The sequence below is a fragment of the Cryobacterium sp. TMS1-20-1 genome, assembly GCF_004402355.1.
GTDB lineage: Bacteria > Actinomycetota > Actinomycetes > Actinomycetales > Microbacteriaceae > Cryobacterium > Cryobacterium levicorallinum.
The window spans coordinates 19,307-40,652 of record NZ_SOGF01000057.1; the positions used below are offsets into that span (position 1 = coordinate 19,307).

At 67.5% G+C, this 21,346-nt stretch carries 20 protein-coding genes; 13 read left to right on the forward strand and 7 right to left on the reverse strand.

Annotated features, from left to right (window positions below):
• Window positions 1-101: 101 nt before the first annotated feature.
• Complete coding sequence (locus E3O45_RS14540; protein ID WP_241985378.1) at window positions 102-2,291, reverse strand: cation-translocating P-type ATPase; 2,190 nt, start codon at window positions 2,289-2,291, stop codon at window positions 102-104.
• 38 nt (window positions 2,292-2,329) lie between these two features.
• Window positions 2,330-2,557, reverse strand: a complete 228-nt coding sequence (locus E3O45_RS14545; RefSeq protein WP_092448318.1) for a heavy-metal-associated domain-containing protein — start codon at window positions 2,555-2,557, stop codon at window positions 2,330-2,332.
• Between the two features lie 126 nt (window positions 2,558-2,683).
• Here E3O45_RS14545 and E3O45_RS14550 point away from each other — a divergent pair, with 126 nt between their 5' ends.
• On the forward strand, window positions 2,684-2,995 hold the full coding sequence (locus tag E3O45_RS14550) for a metal-sensitive transcriptional regulator (RefSeq protein WP_104131557.1): 312 nt from the start codon (window positions 2,684-2,686) through the stop codon (window positions 2,993-2,995).
• 119 nt (window positions 2,996-3,114) lie between these two features.
• Window positions 3,115-3,774 carry a response regulator transcription factor gene (locus tag E3O45_RS14555; RefSeq protein ID WP_092448320.1) on the forward strand — a complete coding sequence of 220 codons (660 nt, stop codon included), beginning with the start codon at window positions 3,115-3,117 and terminating at the stop codon, window positions 3,772-3,774.
• Here the strand turns inward: E3O45_RS14555 and E3O45_RS14560 are convergent.
• Together E3O45_RS14560 and E3O45_RS14565 are read right to left on the reverse strand one after the other, a co-directional pair.
• Window positions 3,674-5,440 (reverse strand): GAF domain-containing sensor histidine kinase, encoded by a 1,767-nt coding sequence (locus E3O45_RS14560; RefSeq protein WP_241985379.1) that lies wholly within the window; start codon window positions 5,438-5,440, stop codon window positions 3,674-3,676. The genes E3O45_RS14555 and E3O45_RS14560 overlap by 101 nt on opposite strands.
• Before the next feature lie 66 nt (window positions 5,441-5,506).
• A complete protein-coding gene (locus E3O45_RS14565) occupies window positions 5,507-6,361 on the reverse strand; it encodes a universal stress protein (RefSeq protein WP_134444055.1) in 855 nt (284 codons plus the stop codon).
• A 212-nt stretch (window positions 6,362-6,573) separates the two neighbouring features.
• On the opposite strand from E3O45_RS14565, the gene E3O45_RS14570 reads away from it, so the two are divergent.
• From E3O45_RS14570 to E3O45_RS14585, 4 genes are all read left to right on the forward strand, one after another.
• A complete protein-coding gene (locus E3O45_RS14570) occupies window positions 6,574-7,629 on the forward strand; it encodes a zinc-dependent alcohol dehydrogenase family protein (protein WP_134444057.1) in 1,056 nt (351 codons plus the stop codon).
• Window positions 7,630-7,651: 22 nt separating this feature from the next.
• Window positions 7,652-7,846 (forward strand): hypothetical protein, encoded by a 195-nt coding sequence (locus E3O45_RS17820; protein WP_198418274.1) that lies wholly within the window; start codon window positions 7,652-7,654, stop codon window positions 7,844-7,846.
• A gap of 118 nt (window positions 7,847-7,964) precedes the next feature.
• A complete protein-coding gene (locus E3O45_RS14580; protein ID WP_134444059.1) occupies window positions 7,965-8,843 on the forward strand; it encodes a universal stress protein in 879 nt (292 codons plus the stop codon).
• Window positions 8,844-8,957: 114 nt separating this feature from the next.
• A complete protein-coding gene (locus E3O45_RS14585; RefSeq protein ID WP_134444061.1) occupies window positions 8,958-9,872 on the forward strand; it encodes a hypothetical protein in 915 nt (304 codons plus the stop codon).
• A 79-nt stretch (window positions 9,873-9,951) separates the two neighbouring features.
• Here the strand turns inward: E3O45_RS14585 and E3O45_RS14590 are convergent, their stop codons facing one another.
• On the reverse strand, window positions 9,952-10,827 hold the full coding sequence (locus tag E3O45_RS14590; protein ID WP_134444063.1) for an NUDIX hydrolase: 876 nt from the start codon (window positions 10,825-10,827) through the stop codon (window positions 9,952-9,954).
• A gap of 89 nt (window positions 10,828-10,916) precedes the next feature.
• On the opposite strand from E3O45_RS14590, the gene E3O45_RS14595 reads away from it, so the two are divergent.
• The 7 genes from E3O45_RS14595 to E3O45_RS14625 all read left to right on the forward strand — a co-directional run bounded on the left by E3O45_RS14595 (window position 10,917) and on the right by E3O45_RS14625 (window position 18,463).
• Window positions 10,917-11,693 (forward strand): MBL fold metallo-hydrolase, encoded by a 777-nt coding sequence (locus tag E3O45_RS14595; protein ID WP_134444064.1) that lies wholly within the window; start codon window positions 10,917-10,919, stop codon window positions 11,691-11,693.
• A 201-nt stretch (window positions 11,694-11,894) separates the two neighbouring features.
• On the forward strand, window positions 11,895-12,176 hold the full coding sequence (locus E3O45_RS14600) for a hypothetical protein (RefSeq protein WP_134444066.1): 282 nt from the start codon (window positions 11,895-11,897) through the stop codon (window positions 12,174-12,176).
• A gap of 277 nt (window positions 12,177-12,453) precedes the next feature.
• On the forward strand, window positions 12,454-13,416 hold the full coding sequence (locus E3O45_RS14605) for a hypothetical protein (RefSeq protein ID WP_134444067.1): 963 nt from the start codon (window positions 12,454-12,456) through the stop codon (window positions 13,414-13,416).
• On the forward strand, window positions 13,417-14,997 hold the full coding sequence (locus E3O45_RS14610; protein ID WP_241985380.1) for a hypothetical protein: 1,581 nt from the start codon (window positions 13,417-13,419) through the stop codon (window positions 14,995-14,997). It begins immediately after the preceding gene.
• Window positions 14,994-15,674 carry an ABC transporter ATP-binding protein gene (locus E3O45_RS14615; RefSeq protein WP_134444069.1) on the forward strand — a complete coding sequence of 227 codons (681 nt, stop codon included), beginning with the start codon at window positions 14,994-14,996 and terminating at the stop codon, window positions 15,672-15,674. The genes E3O45_RS14610 and E3O45_RS14615 overlap by 4 nt, the downstream gene beginning before the upstream one ends.
• The gene (locus tag E3O45_RS14620) at window positions 15,671-17,239 is read left to right on the forward strand and encodes an ABC transporter permease (protein ID WP_370450382.1); all 1,569 of its coding nucleotides are present in this window, start codon (window positions 15,671-15,673) and stop codon (window positions 17,237-17,239) included. Before E3O45_RS14615 ends, E3O45_RS14620 begins: the two co-directional genes overlap by 4 nt.
• Window positions 17,240-17,308: 69 nt before the next feature.
• The gene (locus E3O45_RS14625) at window positions 17,309-18,463 is read left to right on the forward strand and encodes a lytic transglycosylase domain-containing protein (protein ID WP_134444070.1); all 1,155 of its coding nucleotides are present in this window, start codon (window positions 17,309-17,311) and stop codon (window positions 18,461-18,463) included.
• A gap of 12 nt (window positions 18,464-18,475) precedes the next feature.
• On the opposite strand, the gene E3O45_RS14630 is transcribed toward E3O45_RS14625, so the two are convergent.
• A complete protein-coding gene (locus tag E3O45_RS14630; RefSeq protein ID WP_134444071.1) occupies window positions 18,476-19,789 on the reverse strand; it encodes a class I SAM-dependent methyltransferase in 1,314 nt (437 codons plus the stop codon).
• Complete coding sequence (locus E3O45_RS14635) at window positions 19,786-21,165, reverse strand: FAD-binding oxidoreductase (RefSeq protein ID WP_134444073.1); 1,380 nt, start codon at window positions 21,163-21,165, stop codon at window positions 19,786-19,788. Before E3O45_RS14635 ends, E3O45_RS14630 begins: the two co-directional genes overlap by 4 nt.
• Between the last annotated feature and the right edge of the window lie 181 nt (window positions 21,166-21,346).

Consider the following 21,346-nt stretch of genomic DNA (forward strand, 5'->3'; position numbering starts at 1 on the left):
GGGCCCATGATCGATCATGGGCCCAGCGACCGGGCCCGGGCCCGAAAACAAGAAACCCGAAAGCCCGAACCCGGAAACACAGGAGGTCCGGAAGGAAATACTCAGGCGACCGGCAGCGCGCGGAAGCCGCGCAACCGCAGACTGTTGGTCACCACGAACACCGAAGACAGGGCCATCGCAGCGCCGGCGATCAGCGGATTCAGCAGCCCGGCCATCGCGAGCGGAATCGCCGCGACGTTGTAGGCGAAGGCCCAGAACAGGTTCGCCTTGATCGTCGTGAGGGTGCGCCGAGACAAACGGATGGCATCCGCTGCGGCGAGCAGATCACTGCGCATGAGCGTGAGGTCACTCGCCTCGATCGCGACATCGGTGCCCGAGCCCATCGCAATGCCGAGGTCAGCGGTCGCCAGGGCGACGGCGTCATTCACGCCGTCACCGACCATCGCCACCACGTGCCCCTCCGCCTGCAACCGCGCAATCACCCGGGCCTTGTCGGCGGGCAGCACCCCGGCGGTCACGTCGGTAATGCCGACCGAGGCGGCGACATTCTGCGCCGCCGCGAGATTGTCGCCCGTGACCAGCATCGGCGTCAGCCCGAGCGCCCGAAAGCGCTCGACCGCCCCAGCGCTCGTCGGCTTCACTGTGTCGGCGACGGTCAGCACGCCGCGCACCTGGCCCTCCCAGGCCACCATGACGGCGGTCTGGCCGAGCCCCTCGGCGGTGCCCAGCACGGCCTGCAGCTCAATCGGCACCCTAAGCCCCCACCGCTCAACCAGCCACGCGGGCCGGCCGACCAGCACCAGGCGGCCGTCTACCTCGGCCTGCACCCCGAGCCCCTGCTCCGACAGAAACGCCGACGACGGCAACAAAGGGCCGAGCTTCGACACCGCGCCCGCCGTGATGGCGCGGGCGATCGGATGCTCCGACCCGCTTTCCGCCGCCCCCGCCAGAGCCAGCAACTCATCGACAGAGCCGCACTCGTGTGGCACAACGCTCGACAGGGTCATGCGCCCGGTCGTGATCGTGCCGGTCTTATCGAGAACAATGGTGTCGACCCGGCGGGTGGATTCCAGAACCTGCGGCCCCTTGATCAGAATGCCCAGTTGCGCGCCGCGCCCGGTTCCCACGAGCAGCGCAGTCGGCGTGGCGAGCCCGAGGGCACACGGGCAGGCGATGATGAGCGTCGCGACGGCCGCGGTGAACGCCATCGTCGCGCCGGCGCCGACCAGCAGCCAGCCGGCCAGGGTCGCCAGGGCGAGCCCGATCACGATCGGCACGAACACGGCGGAGACCCGGTCCGCCAGACGCTGCACCTCGGCCTTGCCGGTCTGCGCCTGCTCCACCAGTCGGCCGATATGGGCCAGCTCGGTGTCAGCGCCGACCCGGACGGCCCGCACCACGAGGCGCCCGCCGGAATTCAGGGTTGCCCCCACAACGTTGACGCCCGGTCCGACCTCGATCGGCACCGATTCGCCGGTGAGCAGGCTCGCGTCAATCGCACTCGAACCGTCCACGATCAGGCCGTCGGTCGCGATCTTCTCCCCCGGCCGCACCACAAACTCGTCGCCGACCACCAGCAGCGCGGTGCTGATCCGGCTCTCCACGCCATCCTTCAGCAGCGTGGTTTCCTTCGCGCCGAGTTCGAGCAGCGCCTGCAGCGCCGCCCCGGAGTTGCGTTTGGCCCGCGCCTCCGCGTAGCGCCCGGCCAGAATGAACACCGTGACAGCGGATGCCACCTCGAGATAGATTTCATCGGCGCCGCCTCCCGGGGTGGCCGAGAAGGTGAAGCTCATGGTCATGCCGGCCATCCCGGCCATGCCGAAGAACAGGGCATAGAGCGACCAGCCGAGGGCGGCGAGCACGCCGACGCTGACCAGGGTATCCATGGTCGCGGCGCCATGGCGGGCGTTCACCCAGGCGGCGCGGTGGAACGGCCAGGCTCCCCAGATGGCGACCGGGGCGGCGAGGGTCAGGGCCAGCCATTGCCAGTTCGTAAACTGCAACACCGGAATCATCGACAGGGCGGCGACCGGCACGGTCAGCGCGGCCGAGACGAGCAGGCGCTGGCGCAGGGTGGCCAGCTCGGGGTCGCCGGTGTCCGCTACGGGCGCGGCTGCGGGCCGCACGGCCGTGTAGCCGGTGGCTTCAATCGTCTTGATGGCGTCGTCGACACTCGTGCCGGCCGGCACGAAAACGCTCGCCTTTTCGGTGGCGTAATTAACCGTGGCGGCGACCCCGGGCATCCGGTTGAGCTTCTTCTCGATGCGGGCAGCGCACGAGGTGCAGGTCATCCCACCGACGAGGAGGTCTACCTGTTGACCATCCGACATCAGGCCGCGGACACCAGCTGGTAGCCCGCCTCCTCAACGGCTGCGGCAACCAGAGCACGGTCGAGCGGGGCGGCGCTCGTGACGGTCACCTGCGAGGTGCCACCCTTAACCAGTTCCACGGTGACGTTCTCAGCCCCTTCGAGAGCTGCAATCTCTTCGGTCACGCTCGCGACGCAGTGACCGCAGGTCATTCCGTCAACGCCGTAGGCGGTGGTCGTGCTGTTCATGGTCAGAACCTTTCTGTTTCCCCGCGAAGGGGTCTCATTCGAGCATACCCCTTGGGGGTACTCAGAGCACTACTATACCCCGAGGGGGTACACTGAGACACTAACGACGACGCAGAGGATAACCGTATGAACGAGTCAGAGTCGACCCACGACGGGCCGCACGGCTACATCTCCAACAAGGATGCCTACCTCAAGCGTCTGCGCCGCATCGAAGGTCAGGCCCGCGGGCTGCAGGGAATGGTCACCGACGACAAGTACTGCATCGATATCCTCACCCAGATCTCCGCCATGACGAGCGCCCTCGAATCGGTCGCACTCGGCTTGCTCGACGATCACCTGAATCACTGCGTGCTGCACGCCGCTGTCGCTGGCGGCGCCGAAGCCGAGGCCAAGCTCCGCGAGGCTTCCGCCGCCATCGCACGTCTGGTGCGTTCCTAAAGGACCGGACCTTTGGCCCTAGTCCCCGGGTGCAGCCCGGCGCGACACTTAACAGTCAGCAATACGCACCGGCCAGCATCCGTGCCGACAGCATCCGTGCCGATTGAAGAGGGACCTCCATGAACAGCAACGCCGCCACGGCCGCTCCCGTGCGGGTTTTCATTCTCGACGATCACGAGCTGGTCCGGCGCGGACTGCGCGAGCTGCTCGAGGGCGAAGGATTCGAGGTCGTGGCCGACTGCGGCCTGGCCGCCGAGGCAACCCCGCTCATTCTCGAGCTGCGTCCCGACGTGGCCATTCTCGATGCCCGTCTGCCCGACGGCACCGGCATCGAGGTCTGCCGGGACGTGCGTTCGGTCGACGAAGCCCAGCAGTGCCTAATTCTCACCAGTTACGACGACGAGCAGGCGCTGCGCGGTGCGGTTCTGGCCGGCGCGGCCGGCTATCTGCTCAAGGAGATTCGCAGCACCGACCTGCTCGGCAAGATTCGGCGCGCGGCGGCGGGCGAATCCCTCTTCGACCCGGCGATCAAGGCGGGCATCATCGCCGGCCTGGCCGACCCGCAAGATGCCCGGCTCGCCACGCTCACCGCGCAGGAACGCAAGGTGCTCGACCTCATCGGCGCGGGGCTGACCAATCGCGAAATCGGCCAGACCATGTTTTTGGCGGAGAAGACCGTCAAGAACTACGTGTCGTCGATGCTCGCGAAGCTGGACTTTCAGCGCCGAACCCAGGCTGCCGTGTTCGTTGCGAAACGTGGAGACGAACACCGACTGTAATTTCCGGCACCGGCACAGACCAGCGCAGCCGGGTTCCCTCGCCGAGGGTGCTGCGCACCGAGAATTTACCGTCGAGCAGCGCCGCGCGTTCCTTGAGGTTGTCCAGGCCGCTGCGCCGCGCCGGCTTGCTGAAACCGATGCCGTTGTCGGCGATGACGAGCTTGATCCGCTCGTCCTGGGCGTCCACCGAAATGTCAATGCTGGTCGCCTGCGCGTGGCGAGCAGCATTGCTCAGCCCCTCCGAGATCACAGCGAGCAGGCTGCCGCTGAGGTCATCGGCGAGCGGTCCGTCAATCGGCCCGGATAGGCGGATACGCGGGGCGAACGGCAGACCCTGCGCGCCCTCCTTGATCACGGCGAGAATGCGACTGCTCAGCGTGCCGGTGTCCTGAGCCATTCCGCGCAGGGAATAGATCGTGTCACGCAGTTCACGAATGGTCTCATCGAGCTCGGTCGTCACCGCGTTGATGCGGTCCAGCGCAACCGGATCGTTCGTGAACCGGCGCAGGCTCTGCATGCTCAGCCCGGCGGCGAACAGCCGCTGAATGACGAGGTCGTGCAGGTCGCGCGCGATCCGGTCGCGGTCGCCGAGCACCGCCTGCTCCTCGCGCATCCGGTGCACCGTGGCCAGCTCGAGCGCGAGCGATACCTGGGTGCCGAACACCGCGCTCATCTCCACATCGGTGCGGCTATAGGCAGCGGATGCCGGTGCTCGCGACAGCAGAATCACGCCCTGCCCGTCGCCGGCCGGCCCCAGTGCGGCCACCAGTGTGGGACCCAGGAGCGACCACTGCGCCGCGGAGGCCGGGGACGCTGCATCCTGTCTCAGAATAGGCGGATTGCCGAGGGCTGAGGACGCACCGGTGTCGTGCAGTTCGTCGAGCGTGCCGGGGCGCAGCAGTACCGTGCCGCCGACCAGGCGGGCGGCGACTTCGGCCGAGGCGTCCACGCCGGCAGCGGCCGCACAGTACAGGCTGTCGTCGGTGGGAAACCCGATCACGGCCAATTCGGCACCGGAAGCGAAGAGGACGCGCTGCACCACCAGATCGAGGCCGTTGTTCTCGTCACCGTCGTCCGGGCGCAGCAGGTCGCGGCCCATCGCCGCGACCGCCTCCAACCAGCGGCTGCGGCGGCGGGCTTCGTCGTAGAGACGGGCGTTTTCGATCGTCACGCCGGCGGCCGCGGCGAGCGCGACGGCCAGTTCCTGATCTTCGTCGGTGAAGTCGCCGCCGCCTTCTTTTTCGGTGAGGTAGAGATTGCCGAACACCGTGTCGCGCACCCGAACCGGAACGCCGAGGAACGACTTCATCGGCGGGTGATGGGCCGGAAACCCGAAGGAGTCGGCGTGCTCGTGCAGATCGTGCAGCCGGATCGGGCGCGGTTCGCGAATGAGCAGGCCGAGGACGCCGTGGCCGGTCGGCAGCGCCCCGATCCGGTGAACGGTTTCCTCATCGAAACCGACGGTGACGAAGTGGCTCAGGACGGGACCACTGCCGATCACTCCGAGGGCACCGTACCGGGCCTGCACTAGCTGGCAGGCCGCGGTCACCACACGCTCGAGCACCGCTTCGAGGCTGAGGTCCTCAGCAACCGACACGACGGCATCGAGCAGGCCACGCATGCGGTCCTGGGTGAGCGCCAATTCGGCGATACTCTGATCCGACACCGTGTTCCCCCCCACCCAGTCAGCGATCTGTGCTCTTACCTTGGCACGGTTTGGTGGGAGGTGATCTTACTTGTGGGTGGTTCTCGTCACAATTGTCGGGCAGGTGATGTGCAGCAGCACCTCGTGGCTGACCGATCCCATCAGCAGACGGGTCAGCGACCCGCGGCCACGGCTGCCGACCACGAGAAGTTGGGCGCGCCTGGCGGCAGCGACAAGCGCCCGGGCCGGCGACTCATCGGTCTCCAGAACCTGGTGCACGGTGAGGTCGGGGTAACGTGCGGTCAGGCCGGCCACGGACTCGGCAAGCACAATGCGTTCCTCTTCCATGCGCTCGGTCACGGCGTCTGCCGGGATGCTGCGCAGCACGCGGCGGTTCGGCAGGTGCACCGCGTACAGGGCGTAGAGCTCCTGGCCGGTGCGGTCGGCCTCGGCGGCGGCGAACGCGACGGCCGCCACGGAATCGGCTGAGCCATCCACGCCGACGTACACGCCCGAGCGCTCAATTTCGGGCAGGGAGGGGATGACGGCGACGGGGCAGGTGGCGAGCGCGGCAATCTGCAGGCTCACGCTGCCGAACAGTTCGCCCTCGACCCGGCCCTTTCGATCAGTGCCGACCACGATGAGCTCGGCTTCCTTGGACAACTCGCTGAGTACGCGCGGCGCGCTGCCGGTGCGCAACTCGGTGTGGGTGGTGACGGTGGGGGCCAGGGCGGCGGCGCGGGTGCCGGCGTCGGTGAGCAGCTTCTTCTCGGCGTCGAGAATGGAATCGTAGTAGCCGTAGCCATCGGCCAGCCAGGTTTCGTACACGGTGTGCATGAGGGTCACCGGGCTCTTCACGTTCTCGGCTCGCTGCATGGCCCACGCGAGGGCGGTCTCGCCGGCGGCAGAATCATCAATGCCAACCACAATCATCCGGTTCATTGCTCTACCTCTTCTGATAGCTCAGGTCACAGCGGTGCAGTGCACCACCTACGCCTCATCCTCCCAGTGCGCGCAGAATAATAGAAGGGCCGGAAGTCCCGATTAGGTGGGTTTTTCCCAACGGGACTTTCGGCCCTGTTGGGCGCAGGAGCTCCAGAACTAGCGTGGCTCTGACGGGTCGTTTGCCCGCCCACGAACCAAGGAGATACCCCGTGAAGGCACTTGTCTATGGCGGCCCCGGCCTGAAGAGCTGGACCGACGTTCCGGATCCGACGCTGCACAGCCCGACCGATGCGATCGTGCGCGTGGACACCACCACAATCTGCGGCACCGACCTGCACATTCTCAAGGGAGACGTTCCCGCCGTCACGGTCGGCCGCATCCTCGGCCATGAGGGCGTCGGCACAATCACCGAGGTCGGTTCAGCCGTCAGCAACCTGAAGGTCGGCGACCGGGTCATCATCTCCTGCATCAAGAGCTGCGGCCACTGCAGCAACTGCAGCAACGGGCTCTACTCGCACTGTCTCGGCGATGAGGGTGCCTCCGGCATCGGCTGGGTCTTCGGCCACCTCATCGACGGCACCCAGGCCGAGTTCGTGCGCGTTCCCTACGCCGACAATTCCCTGCACAAGCTGCCGGACGGCGTCAGCGACGACCAGGGCGTCATGCTCAGCGACATCCTGCCGACCGGTTTCGAGATCGGCGTGCAGTACGGCCGGGTCAAGCCCGGCGATGTCGTCGCCGTGATCGGTGCCGGCCCGGTCGGCCTCGCCGCCATCGCGACCGCGGGCCTGTACGGCGCCGCGACCATCATCGCGATCGACCTCGACGAGAACCGCCTCGAGCAGGCCCGCTCCTTTGGCGCGACCGACACGGTCGTCTCCGGTGCCGCCGACTGGAAGGAGCAGGTTCTGGCCCTCACCGACGGCGCCGGCGTCGACGTGGCCATCGAGGCCGTCGGCATTCCGCAGACCTTCACCATGGCCACCGAAATCGTGCGCCCGGGCGGCAACGTCGCCAACGTCGGCGTGCACGGCAAGCCGGTCGACCTGCACCTGGAGAACCTCTGGATTCAGAACATCAACATCAGCATGGGGCTGGTCAACGCCAACACCACGAAGATGCTGCTCAAGCTCGTCGCGAGCAAGAAGCTGCCGGCGGAGAAACTGGCCACGCACCACTTCAACTTCGACCAGTTCCTCGAGGCCTACGACACCTTTGCTCGCGCCGCCGAAACTAAGGCCCTCAAGGTCGTCATCGCCCGCTAACAACGTTTCCCGGGGAGGTTTCATGCGCGCCCTGATCGTCTACGAATCGATGTACGGCAACACCCGTCTCGTCGCGGAGGCGATCGGGCGTGGCCTGGCCCCGGCCGAGGCGTGCGGAAATGGTTCGGCTCCCTGCCCGATCTGGCTCCGCCCCAATCGCGACGTGTCCCGAAATCTACCGGCGTTGCGTACCGTGCTGAGCGGATGTCGTCGCTAATCTCGTGACTTTCGGCCCTACTTGGGGATGATCGCCGTGGCTAACCTGAAAAGTAGAAGTCGGCGACGGTCACCCGAGCATCCACTCACGGCCCAGCACCGCAGAAAGGGTTGGGCTCATGACTGACACGCTCACTACCGCCAAGATGGTGGTTGCCTGGGACGGAACGGAGCCGGCCCGAGCGGCCCTGAACTGGTCGCTGGCCCGTGCAACCGGCGGGGACCTCACGCTGGTACAGGTGCTCGATCGCACGGTGTCGTCGGCGGACTATTTCGCGCTGGAGTCCACGACAGCACGCGCCCGCGAGGTACTCAGCGATGATGCGGAGCGGGTCAGCGCGAAGTACCCGGCGCTGACGGTGCACTCCGAATTGCTCTCCGGAGACCCGATCTTCGAACTGCGCGCGCTGAGCGGAACGGACACCCTCGTCGTCGTCGGAACCCACCGTCGCCGCGGGTCGACCCTGCGCTACGAATGGTCGTTGGGGGCACGCCTGGCCGGTTCGGCCAACGGACCCGTCGCGATCATTCCGGAGGGCGACAGCGCTGTGCCGTTCAACACCGGGCACACCGGCGTTGTGGTCGGCGTCGACGGTTCGGCTGCTTCCAACGCCGCCATCGAATTCGCGGCGGCCGAAGCCGAGCGTTCCGGCGAAGACCTCATCGCGATCCATGCCTGGCAGGAACCGCTGGTCTGGCGCGACACGACCGAACCTGACGCCCGGCTTCTGGAGACCCTGGAGACCTCGCACCGGCGCATCCTGGACGAGTCGCTGCGTATCGTCGCCGCCCGCTACCCGATGGTGCGCATCCGTCCGTCGCTGGTGCGCGGCCCGGCCCAGTCGGTGCTGCTCGACGCAGCCCGCGGGGCGGCGCTGCTGGTCGTCGGCGACCACGGCTTCACAGGCCTGTCGAAATTGCTGCTCGGCTCCGTGAGTCACTCGATCGTGCTGAACATCCAGTCGCCCATGGTGGTCATCCCCGCCCCGACGGCCTGACCCGCACTGAGCAGCGCCTCGCGGCACTCGTGCGAGACGCTGGCACCCCTGGGAACGAGTGCCCGCTTCCGTCCTGAGTGCCGCGAGCTGGCCGCCCGCGGTTAGGGTTTTGGTATGAGCACATTTGCGCTGCCCCCTCGCCGACTGCGCATTTTGGCGACCGGCGTAGCTCTGCTGGGGCTGCTGGCGACCCTGGTCACCTCTCCGACGCCACCGGTTACCGCAGCCCCGCTGCCGACCGCGGTGACGGAACCCGCTCCGTTCGACCCCGGCCTCATCATCAGCGACTACAACTTCTTCACCCCGGATGCCCTCACCGAGAGCGAGATCCAGGATTTTCTCGAAGACCGCTCCTGCGCCCCGAGCGACGGCGTGCCGTGCCTCTGGGAGTACCGCGAGACGACGACCAGCCAACCGGCCAAGGGCGCCGGGCACTGCCTGCCCTATACCGGCGGCGCGAACGAGACCGCCGCCCGCATTATCGCGAAGATTGCGGCGGCCTGCACGATCAGCCCCGAGGTGCTGCTGGTGCTGCTGCAAAAGGAGCAGTCCCTGCTGACCCGGCCGAGCGAATCGGGCTACCTGCGCGCCACCGGCTACGGGTGCCCGGACACCGCCGACTGCGACGCCCAGTACTTCGGGTTCTTCAACCAGGTCTACAACGCGGCCTGGCAGTTTCGGCAGTACACCCAGGAACCCGACCGGGCATTCAAAGTCGGCACGGTCGACGTGGGTTTCAACCCCAACGCCGAGTGCGGTTCAACCCCAGTCGCCATCGAAAACCAGGCCACGGCTAACCTGTACAACTACACGCCTTACCAGCCCAACCCGGTGGCCGTGCAAAACGCTGGTGACGAGGGCGATGCCTGCTCGACCTACGGCAACCTCAATTTCTGGCTGTTCTACAACGCCTGGTTCGGAGATTCCGCATTCGTACCGTTCTCCGTCGTGTTCGACGAGTGCTTGAACTTCGTCGGAGGCCAGAACTGCCGCGTGCCGTCGCTGATCCCCGTCGGCCCGGCCGCCTGACCCGGGCGCCTTACCCGGGCGTCCGAGCGTTCCGTTCAGCAAGCGCTCAAATCGAGCGGCCAGACGAGCGGCTGAGGCGTTACGCCCGATCGCTCGCCGTGTACACCCACGGGACCTGGCCGATCTCCAGCCGATGCCGGCCCCCTTCCTGCTCGATGTGGGCCTGGTCGTCGTAGGCCACATCGCCCGCCCAGAACAGCACTTGCCCACGCTCGCTCGCTCCGAGTCGGGTCTCGTAGTGCGCCAACCCACGCCCGGTGAAATGCGCCACGATCGCGGCCACCGACTCGAACCCCTGCAGCCCGTGCAGCGTCACCCAGGTCGGTGCCACGAGCGTCATCACAGCGGATGCGTGCCGCTCCAGCGCGATCGCGGGCCGAAGCCAGGCGTAGTCGATGACCTCATCTTCGGCGAGCACAATGATGCCGGCCGGTGCCGCCGTGAGGTAAAACCAGGTGCGCATGCGCTTCGGCGCGATCGGGGGCGGAATCCACAGCGCGGTCGAGACGAGCGCATCCGGCGACACCGTAAGCCCGGTCTCCTCCCGCACCTCGCGCACGGCGGCCCGGCGGGCGGCGAGCTGTTCGACGGCCTCGGCTGCCTCGGCTGGCGCCGGGGCGATAGGGTCGTCCGAATCAGCAGAATCACCAGCATCCGCGCCGATGATCATACCCTCGGCACCCTCGGCGGCGGTCGCTGCGCTGCCACCCGACGCCGCGACGTCCGCTATATCCGCGGCATCCGTTAGTAATCGGTCCTCCGGATCAACGCCACCACCGGGAAACACCCAGGCACCGGCAAACGACCCGCGATGGCGCGGACGTTCGAGCAGCAACACCTCGGGCCCCTCGGCACCGTCACGCAGCAACACCACCGTCGCGGCCACCCCGAGAGGCGCAGCCGGGCTCGCACCATCCCCGATGGGAACCGGGCCGGTCTGTGCATCTCGCGTCATCGCGTCGTCCTCATCGATCGGGTTCCCCCACCCTAACGCCGACCCCCGACATCGGCACCGACACCGACACCGACACTAAGCTGCGAGCTATGCCCGACCACGACGCACAACCGCAGCGCACGAGCCCATTCACCCGCAGCCTGCTCGCTCCGAACGCGGGACCGATGACCCTCGACGGCACCAATTCGTACCTCATTGCCGCGCCCGGCACGACCGACATCGTCGTGGTTGACCCCGGTCCCCTCGACGATGGCCACCTCGCTGCCCTCGCCGCGGCTGGGCGGGTCACACTCGTGCTCGTGACCCATCGGCACGCCGACCACACGGCCGCGAGCGCACGGTTCGCCGAACTGACCGGAGCCCCGGTGCGGGCGTTCGATCCGGCGTATTGCCTGGGCGGCGACCCCCTCGTCGACGGTGAACTGATCGACGCTGGCGGCACCAGCATCCACATCGTGCACACCCCCGGGCACACCGACGATTCCGTCTGCCTGCACCTGCCGGACGACGGCCCGACCGGCTCGGTGCTCACCGGCGACACCATTCTCGGCCGCGGAACCTCCATCATCGACGGCACCCTCGCCGACTACCTCGCCTCACTCGAATGTCTGCGCGCGCTCGGCCCGGTTATTGTGCTGCCGGCTCACGGCCCGGTGCTGCCCGACCTCGCCGCCAGCTGCGACACCTACCTCGCCCACCGGCGCGAGCGTCTCGACCAGGTGCGTGCCGCCCTGCGAGAGCTTGGCGACGATGCGAGCACAGCTCAGGTTACCGACGTGGTCTACGCCCAAACGGATGCCGCGGTGCGGTTCGCCGCCGAGGCATCCGTTCGCGCGCAGCTGGCCTACCTGCGCGGCAGCAGCTGACCCGCAAAGCTACTTGCCGGGCTTCTTTTTCTCCAGGTGGCTGGCCCTCAGGGCGCGGGCTCTTGCCGCGGCGGTATCCGCTTCAGCGCTGAACCGTGCGTTCCGCATGCCTGAGCTTGCCGCTCGGGCAACCTTGTTGCTCTGTTTGGGATTTTGGGCCATGGTGCTGTTTCCAATCACGTGTAACCGGGAGGCGACTCCTTGCTGCCCACCATATCCGCCCGAAGCACGCCGCGGCTGTGTGGCGCACGCGCCGAGATCGACGAGTCGAGTTTCGGTCCGGCAGCAGAAGAGGCCTGCACGCGCAAAACTGAGGCCTTGGCCGCAAACAAGACGCAACCCACCGAAACCTCCGTCGAGGATTTCCTCGACGCGGCAACGCCTGCCCGCCGCCGCGACGACGGCAAGACCCTCGACGTGCTGCGCCAGCTCATTGCCATCGCGTGGACCCGCGGCGATGACCCGGCGGCCCCCGCGGGGTAGCTCCCAAACGCTCGAGGTCGGCTGCGCCCGAAAACCCACGTTGCGCGAACGGATGCCGCCGCACCCGCCCGCACCGCAGCATCCGTTCGCCCACAGCTGGCCCAGCCTGCACTCCGTACGCAGCTCGCCATCCCTTCCCTGACTTTGCGTACAAAACAGACCGAGCGGTATGGTTCTTGTACTGCTGCAAAGCGGCGTTCACCCCCAAGCGGCCACAGCAATGCGGTACCTTATGGGGAAACGGGCATCGTCGCCATCGTATTAAAAGGGGAAATTCATGCGCCAACGCTCGCTGCTCACGGCCATCGCCGCTACTACACTGCTCTCATTGACGCTCGCTGGGTGCAGCTCTGACCAGGCGGGAGCCAAGCTCGACCCGGCCGAGAGCCCGCTGACCAAGTACATGTCGGTGATGAACGAGGGCTACGACGAAGACTCCATGTTGGCGCAGCAGAACGAGCAGGAAGAACTGACTGCGACCTGCATGGCTGACGAGGGCTTCGACTACGTTCCGGTCGACAACTCGCAGTACAGCGGCATGATGAGCGCCGACGACGGCGAAGAATATGGCACCGAGAAGTGGGTCGCCGAAAACGGTTACGGCATGAGCCAATCGCCGGAGCAGATCGCCGAGCAGCAGGAGCAGAGCCAAGAGTTCGTCGACCCGAACCAGGACTACGTCACGAGCCTCTCCGAGGGCGAGCAAGCCGCGTACTACGAGGTGCTCTATGGCGTGCCGCCCACCGAGGAAGAGATGGGCGAGGACGGTTCTTACGAGTACAGCTGGGAGACGTCGGGCTGCCAGGGTTTCGCCAGTCACGAGATCAACGGCGACCAGCCCTCACAGGACGAACATGCAGCCCTCTATGAAGCGATGAGCGCCATGTACGAAGCAGCCCAGTCCTCTCCCACGCTCGTGAAGCTCGATTCCGAGTGGGCAGCGTGCATGGCCGACGCCGGCTATGCAACCTTCACCAAGAAGGCGGACGCGCAGGAGTCGATTTCGACCGCGCAGAGTGAGCTCTACGAAAACCAAACCGGCGCCGGCCCCGATGAGGTGGTGCTCGCCGAGATGCGCGACAAGGAACTCGCCGTCGCCATGGCCGACTTCACCTGCGCCGAAGAGATTGACTACACCGACGCCTCGATGAGTGTGCAGTATGACCTCGAAGAGCAGTTCATCATTGATCACAAGTCCGAGCTGGACGCGCTCATCGCAGACACCGAGCAAGGCAAGTAGGTGTCGCGCCGGTTCGGTCGACGAACGAGCGCGCCCGACGAGTTGGCGCCCGCCGCCGAATCGGTCGCGCCGAAACCCCACTCGCGCAGCCAGGGCTGGCGTCGGCTGTTCGTCGGCAACCGGGTGATCTGGGTCATGGCCACCGTCGCCATTGTCGCCCTCGTGGCCGGCCTCGGACTCGGCCAGCTGATCGTCTCGCCCGGGCAGGCGGCAGCGGATGCCGATGCTCCGGCCGCCGGACTCATCACCGTTCCCATAGAAAACCGCACGCTCGCCAACGACGTCACCATGCGCGGCGACGCGACCTACGCCGACTCAGTCGAAGTGAGCATCGAAACCGGCGAACTCGCCGGGCCACCCATCGTCACCGGGCAGGTGCCCGAGGTCGCCGCAATCTTCGACACCGCGTCGATCGCGCTCGAGGTCACCGGCCGCCCGGTGATCGTGTTGCCGGGCGACCTGCCGGTCTACCGCACCCTGCGGGTCGGAGTGTCCGGCCCCGACGTGCTGCAGCTCAAGCAGGGTCTAAGCGTGGCCGGAATCGATGCCGGTGCGCTCGACTCCGACGTGTTCGACGCCCAGACCGCGAGCGCGGTCACCGCGCTCTACGCCAAGGTCGGCTACCCGGCCCCCACCGGCGGCTCCGAGGTCGCCAGCGCGGTGAGCGGCGCCGAAGCCGGCGTCTCGAGCGCGCAGGCATCCGTTGACAGCGCCAATAACGCACTCGCCACCGCCCAGGGCGCGGCGTCCAACGTCGACGTGGTCGAGCAGGGCAACCTTGTGCGCAGCGCCGAGCGGGCGCTCGCTTCTGCCCGGGCCGACGGCACCCCTAATGAGATAGCGGATGCCGCCGAGGCCGTCACCCTGGCCGTCGCGCGCCGAGTCCAGGCCCTGGCCCCGCGGGACTCAAGCGCGGAGACGGCCGCCGTTACCGCGGCCAAGGCCGAGCTGACCCGCGCCGGGGAGACCCTGAGCGACGCGCGCGACGGTGCGCTGGCCTACCTGCCCGCCGGCGAAGTGCTCTACCTGCCGGGACTGCCCCGCCGGGTCGACGAGATCAGCGTGAAACGCGGATCGAGCATCACCGGACCAGTCATGCGGGTTTCGGGCGCGACCCTGGTCATCTCCGGATCGGCGACCGCCAGCGACGCCGCCCTGCTTGAAGTCGGGGCCCCGGCCATTCTCGCCCTGCCCGACGGCGACCAGGGCGCCACGATCACCTCGATCCTGCCAGCCGAACCGGCCAGCGGCGCAGCAACAAGTAGTGCACCAGCTAGCGACCGCTTCACCGTTCTGTTCGCCCCCGACGCGCTCACCGACGAGCAGATCCAGGCCGTGCAGGGCAGTAACGTGCGCGTGCGCATCCCGGTCAGCTCCACCGAGGGCGAGGTGCTCGCCGTTCCGCTCGCCGCGCTCACCGCCGGTCCCGGCGGCGAATCCCGGGTCGAATTCGACCCCGGCGAGGGCGCGGAAACCGTGCTGGTCGAGGTCACCACCGGGCTCGCCGCCGAAGGATTCGTTGAGATCACGGCCGTCGACGGCTCGCTGGCGGTCGGGGATCTCGTCGTGGTGGGCCGGTGATCGCGGCCCCGGTCGTCGAACTGGTCAACGTCACGAGGTCGTTTCCCGGCCCGCCCGAGGTGCAGGCGCTCAAATCGGTCAACCTGCGGGTTGAACGCGGCGACTACCTGTCGATCGTCGGTCCGAGCGGATCCGGCAAGTCCACCATGCTCAACCTGCTCGGACTGCTCGACCGGCCGAGCGTCGGCGAATACCACCTCGACGGCACCTCTACCAGCCTGCTCGACGAAAAGCAGCGCGCCATCGTGCGCGGCGGCACCATCGGCTTCGTCTTTCAGGCCTTCCACCTGCTGCCACACCGCACCGTGCTCGACAACGTACTCCTCGCCACGCTCTACAGCGGAGTTCCGCGCGGCGAGCGCGAAGACCGGGCCCGAGCCGCCCTCGATCGGGTGGGGCTCAATCATCGGCTGGACTTTCTGCCCGGCACCCTCTCCGGCGGCGAGCGCCAGCGGGTCGCCGTGGCGCGCGCCGTGGTCGCGTCGCCCGAGCTGCTGCTCGCCGACGAACCCACCGGAAACCTCGACGAAACCACCGGTAGCGAGGTCATGGACCTGTTCGAAGAGCTGCACGCCGACGGCCTCACCCTCATCGTCATCACCCACGACCAGGCCGTCAGCGATCGGGCCGACCGCCGCGTGCGCATCACCGACGGTCGCTTGAGCGAGCTGTCATGACGTTCTCCTTTAAGCGGATGCTGCGCCGCCGTTCCGCAGGCACCGTCGCGGTCGACGCGGCGGTCGCCGCGCCCCTCGCCGACGAGTCCCCCGGCCCCCTCAGCGCGGACCTACCCGCGGGCTCGGCTTCCACCGCGGTCGACCGCGCCAACGTGGCGTCCACTGGAGTAGCGCGCACCGAATCGCAGCCCGCCGGCTCAGCTTCCACCCCCACCGGACTCGCCAACGCAACCGGCACCCCGACCGCCGCCGCATCCGCTGCCCCCGGCCCTACCGCCGACGAACAGGCCGCCGCAGAGGTCGCCGCACCATCCGGCACCCCGAGCATCGTGCCGGTCATTCGCCGGACCGACCGGTTCTCGGTGCAGGACCTGCTGGTCGAGGCGAGCTACGGCGTCGGCGCCCGGCCCAGCCGGCTCGTCATGACGACCCTCGGTACCGTGCTCGGCATCGCCTCCCTGGTGGTCACCATCGGATTCGCGCAGACCGCCGCCGGGCAGATCTCCAACCAGTTCGACGCGGTCTCGGCGACCCAGATCATGATCGAGCCGGCCTCGACCCGCAATTCGAGCGGCGCTGAGCAGGCCACCGGCCGGCTGCCGTGGGATGCCCCGGAGCGGGTCGATCGGCTGGCCGGGGTGGAACGCGCGGGTCTCGTGGCGGATGTCGATGTTGCCGGCCAGGCCGTGACATCCGTTCCGGTCAATGATCCTTCGGCCGCGCAAACACTGAGCCCCGCCGTCATCGCTGCCTCATCTGAACTGCTCGCCGCGGTGCGCGGGCAGGTCGTCACCGGACGCTTCTTCGACGCCGGCCACGACGAGCGCGGCGATCGGGTGGCCGTGCTCGGGGAGCGGGCCGCCGAAACGCTCGGCATCAACCGGGTCGACAGCCAGCCGTCGATCTTCATTGGTGAGGTGTCGTACACGGTCATCGGCATCATCGACGGCGTCGAACGTCGTGCCAACCTGCTCGACGCCGTCATCGTGCCGCTGAACACTGCCCGCGTGCAGTTCGGCCTGACCGCCCCAGCCGAACTGCACGTGCAAATTGAGGTCGGTGCCGGCGCTCTGGTGTCGCGGCAGGCGCCGATCGCACTCGACCCGAGCGCTCCGGAGAATTTCACGGTGCAGGCGCCCGCCGCGGCGTCATCGCTGCAGGACAACATTCAGGCCGACATCAACATCGTCTTTCTCACCCTCGGCATTCTTGCGCTGCTCGCCGGCGGCCTCGGCATCGCTAACGTCACCCTGCTCTCGGTAATGGAGCGGGTCGGCGAGATCGGCCTGCGCCGGGCGCTCGGCGCGACCCGGCGCGACATTGCCCGGCAGTTCATCGTAGAGTCGGCCGTGATCGGCCTGCTCGGCGGGTTGATCGGCTCGGCCCTCGGGGTCTTCGCGGTCGTCGCCGTCTCACTGTTGCAGGGCTGGACGCCCATTCTCGACCCGTTCGTCGCCATCGGCGCCGCCCTGCTCGGAACGATCGTCGGCCTCGCCGCGGGCGCCTATCCCGCCGTGCGCGCCTCCAACATCGAGCCGATCACCGCCCTCCGCGGTGGCACGTAGGCCGCCACACACAGGTTTTCCGAGGTCGAACGGCTAAACTCGCCGTCTACGGGGTGAGGACTAAGTTCCATGAAACAACCGGGCATGTTTCTCTGCCTCGTGACCGCCGCCGCCATCGCGGCCGGCAGCGTCACCACGAGTTCGGCCGCCGCCGTCGACGATTACCCGACCTGGGACCAGGTGGAAGCCGCCAAGAGCAGCGTCGCCGCCACTCTCGCCGAGGTGGCCGCGATCGAACTCTCGCTCGACGAGTTGCAGACCCGCACCGCCACCCTCGGCGACGACGCCGTAGCGCTCGGCGCCGCCCATGAACAAACACAGGCGGATTACAGCGCAGCCGCAGCCCAGCAGAGCGTGCTCTCCGTTCAAGCGGATGCCGCATCCGCTCGCTCTGTCGACAGCAGCACCCGACTGGGCGCGTTGGGGGCCCAGCTTTACCGCGCCGCAGGCACCGATTTGAGTCTGGGCGCCTTCTTCGACAGCACGCACTCCGACGACCTGCTGTTTCGGCTCGGCACAATGGAGCGGCTCACGGAGCAGGCGGGGCGACTCACCGCGGAGGCTGATGCGGAACGCAACTCGGCCGAGGCACTCAGCGCGCAAGCCGAAGCGATGACCACGGAGCGCGACCGATTGCAGGCCGCAGCACTGGCCGGGCTGACGGCTGCGCGCGCGGCCCAGCAGGCAGCCGACGCGGAGGTCGTCGTAAAGCAGTCCGCGAGCGAGGTGCTCTATGCCCAGCTCGCGTCGCTGAAGAACTCATCCGCCGACGTGGAGAGGCAGTATCGAAACGGCGTGGCCGCCCAGCAGCAGTATCTCGAACACCAGCGCCAGGCTGCGGCCACCGCGGCGGCTGAGGCGTCCGCGTCATCCGGATCACCCGCGTCGTCGCCCGTACCGCCCGCCGGAGCCGTGATCGATCGCAGCGGCGCGCAGGCGATCGCCGCCACCCAGGTCGCCGCCCGGGGCTGGGGCACCGCCGAATTCACCTGCCTGGTTCAGCTCTGGCAACGGGAGTCAGGTTGGCGGGTGAGCGCCTACAACGCGTCCAGCGGCGCCTACGGAATTCCCCAGTCGCTTCCTGGGAGCAAGATGCAGACTGCAGGCGACGACTGGCAAACAAACCCCGCCACCCAGATCACCTGGGGCCTCGGCTACATCGCTTCCCGCTACAGCACCCCCTGTGGCGCCTGGGCACACTCCGAGGAGTACAACTGGTACTGAGCCCGGCTGCTGCTACGGCGTCCACCACGGCCGCAACGGCAGATCCCCGGCCGCGCCACCCTCGTGGGGCCTGGTCATCAGCACCTGGTGCAACTGGATCCCATTGCGCTCGAAGCCGAGCCTCGAACCCGCCATGTACAGCCCCCACACTTTCGCGGTGGGCAGCCCGACCTCCGCGACGGCCTCGTCCCAATGCTCGACCAGGTTGGCGCCCCAGTCGCGCAGAGTGAGCGCGTAGTGCTGGCGCAGGTTTTCCTCGTGCAGCACCTCGAGGCCTGTATCCTGCGCTTCGCTAATGATCCGGCCCGAGCCGGTGAGCTCCCCATCGGGGAAGACATAACGATCGATGAACCCGCGAGTCGCCGGTTCGGTCTGATTCTCCGGCCGGGTGATGCAGTGATTGAGCAGCAAGCCGCCGGGGCGCAGCCTGTCCTGCAGAAAGCGGAAGTACGACGCATAGTTGCGCACGCCGATGTGTTCGAGCAGCCCGATGGACGATATCGCATCAAAGCCGGTTTCCGTGACGTCGCGGTAGTCGCCGAAGCGAACCTCCGCCAGATCGCTCAGGCCGTCCTCGGCGACGGCCCGCTGCGCCCACGCGGTCTGCTCGATCGAGAGCGTGACTCCGGTGGCGCGCACACCGCGCCGGGCGGCGTAGCGCACCATGCCGCCCCAACCGCACCCGACGTCGAATAGCCGGTCGCCCGGCCTCAGCCGCAGCTTCTCAAACACGAGTCGGTATTTGTTCTCCTGCGCCTCGTCCAGGGAGGCGTCGCCGCTCGGGTAGCAGGCGCAGGTGTAGGTCATCGACGACCCAAGCACCCACTCGTAGAACCTGTTCGAGACGTCGTAGTGGTGGTGGATCGCGTCGGCGTCACGAGTCTTGCTGTGTCGTAGCCCTCCCGCAACGCGGCGCCAGCGGGGTTCCGCCTCCTCCGGCGGCGGCTCGATCGGGCGCAGCTGCCTGATTCCAATAGAGCGGATGATGTCCACCATCAGCCGCGCCGGTGGCCGGGTGAAAACCAGACTCTCGGAGAGTGCCTTGAGCAGTTCGTACGGGTCCCCAGGGTGCACCCCGCGGAGGTCGAGGTCGCCGGCGATATAGGCGCGGGCCAGTCCGAGGTCGCCACGGCCCGTGGCGAGATAGTGGGTGCCGCGCGGCGTCAACAGGTCCAGCCCGAGCGGGACGTCCGGGGGTCCGGCCGAACTCCCGTCGTAGGCGGTGAACCGCACCGGAAGGCGTCCGCCGGCCAGAATCTCCAGAACCTGCGCGATGGTGAACGTGCCGGCCGAAGCATCCGTTTTACGATCTTTGAACGTCGTCATTGTCGTTGCACCGCCTTGGCATAGAGGTCGAGGAGACGTGAATCGGGGTCGTAGCGTTTTTTCGCGGCCCGGTAGGCTTGCCCGCCGTAGAGTTCGTCGAAGTCTTCACGGGAGTAGAACGAGTCGGAGTACAGCGACTTGTGCTCGTCAAGCTCGCCGACCTTGCGTTCGATGCGCCGGTTGGTCTCCCCCTCGATCGACCCGACCGGCACCGTCGACCAGAACCCGACGTTGACGTAGCTCTGCCGAGGTCGCATCGGGTAGAGCGGCCAGCGGTCATCGCCCCGCAAGCGCAGCGGGCACAGCCAGATCGGTGTAATCGGCACCGTGTCGAGGAACCAGTCCAGAAATTCCGCGCACCGCTCCAGAGGCACCTCAACGTCTTGCACCACTCGCTCGCGGGGCGGCCGGCCGTGCAGTTTCTCGAGGAGGTCGCCGATCTGAAACCGCCGTTCGAGCCGCATCAGGGTTCCGTAAAAGCTGCTGCGCCGGTAACGCCCGGGCCAGCACCAGCGAATAAGCGGATGCTGCGCGCCGAACGCCTCGGAGCACCAGAACCAGTCGGTGTCCCAGCGCCAGAGGTAGTCGTGAATCGTGAGGCGGTCGATTGGAACACCGCGCTCGTGTCGGATGGAGCGGTAGTAGATCTGTTGGCCGGTGTAGTCACTGACGGGGCCGGGCTCGCTGGTCTGCCGGCCCACGCAGAGGTAGCTTTCGTCGGCGCTGAACACGACACCGTCGAGATAATCGACGGCGACACCGTCGAGGCTGCCGGTCAGCAGGATGCCGTTGATCGCCGCGACCAGGTCGACGAACGCGTGGAACCGCACGTGCGTGAGAGCGACGAAGGGCTGGACAGGTTCGAGTTCGATGCGTAGCCGTACCGCGTAGCCCAGAGTTCCGTAGGAGTTGGGGAAGGCATGGTACAGCTCGGGGTTCTCGCGGCGCGATGCGGTGAGCAGTTCTCCAGCGCCGGTGAGGATGTCCAGTTCCAGCACGGATTCGTGGGGCAGGCCGTTGCGGAACGATGTCGACTCGATGCCGAGGCCGGTGACCGCGCCGCCGAGGGTGATGGTCTTCAACTGCGGCACGACCAGCGGCGCCAACCCGTAGCGCAGCGTCTCGGCAACGAGGTTTTCGTAGGTGCACATGCCGGCCACGTCGGCCGTTCGCGCCTCCGTATCAACAGCAATGACGCCGGTCAGTCCGGACGGGTCGAGCCCTGCGACCCGGGCTTTGGTCCGGGTCCGGAACAGATTCGAGGTGGACTTGGCCAGTCGAATCGGGGCCGCCACCGGGACGGCGCGATAGCTCTGCAATAGGCGCTGCACGCCGGCGGCGTGAGCACTCCGGGCGTCGAGCACAACAGCGGGCACGCTCTCACGTTAGTCCCCGGTGAAGCGATCACACCAGTGCTCGTTGCCACCGATATCGCCCGCGTTCTGACAGGCTCAGGCCAGGACCACGACGATCGGCACGCCGGCCGGCACACCAGAGCGGCCAGCAATCTTCTTCGCCAGGCCCGACGAGTTTCGCGCCTGGCTCGACGCGAACCAG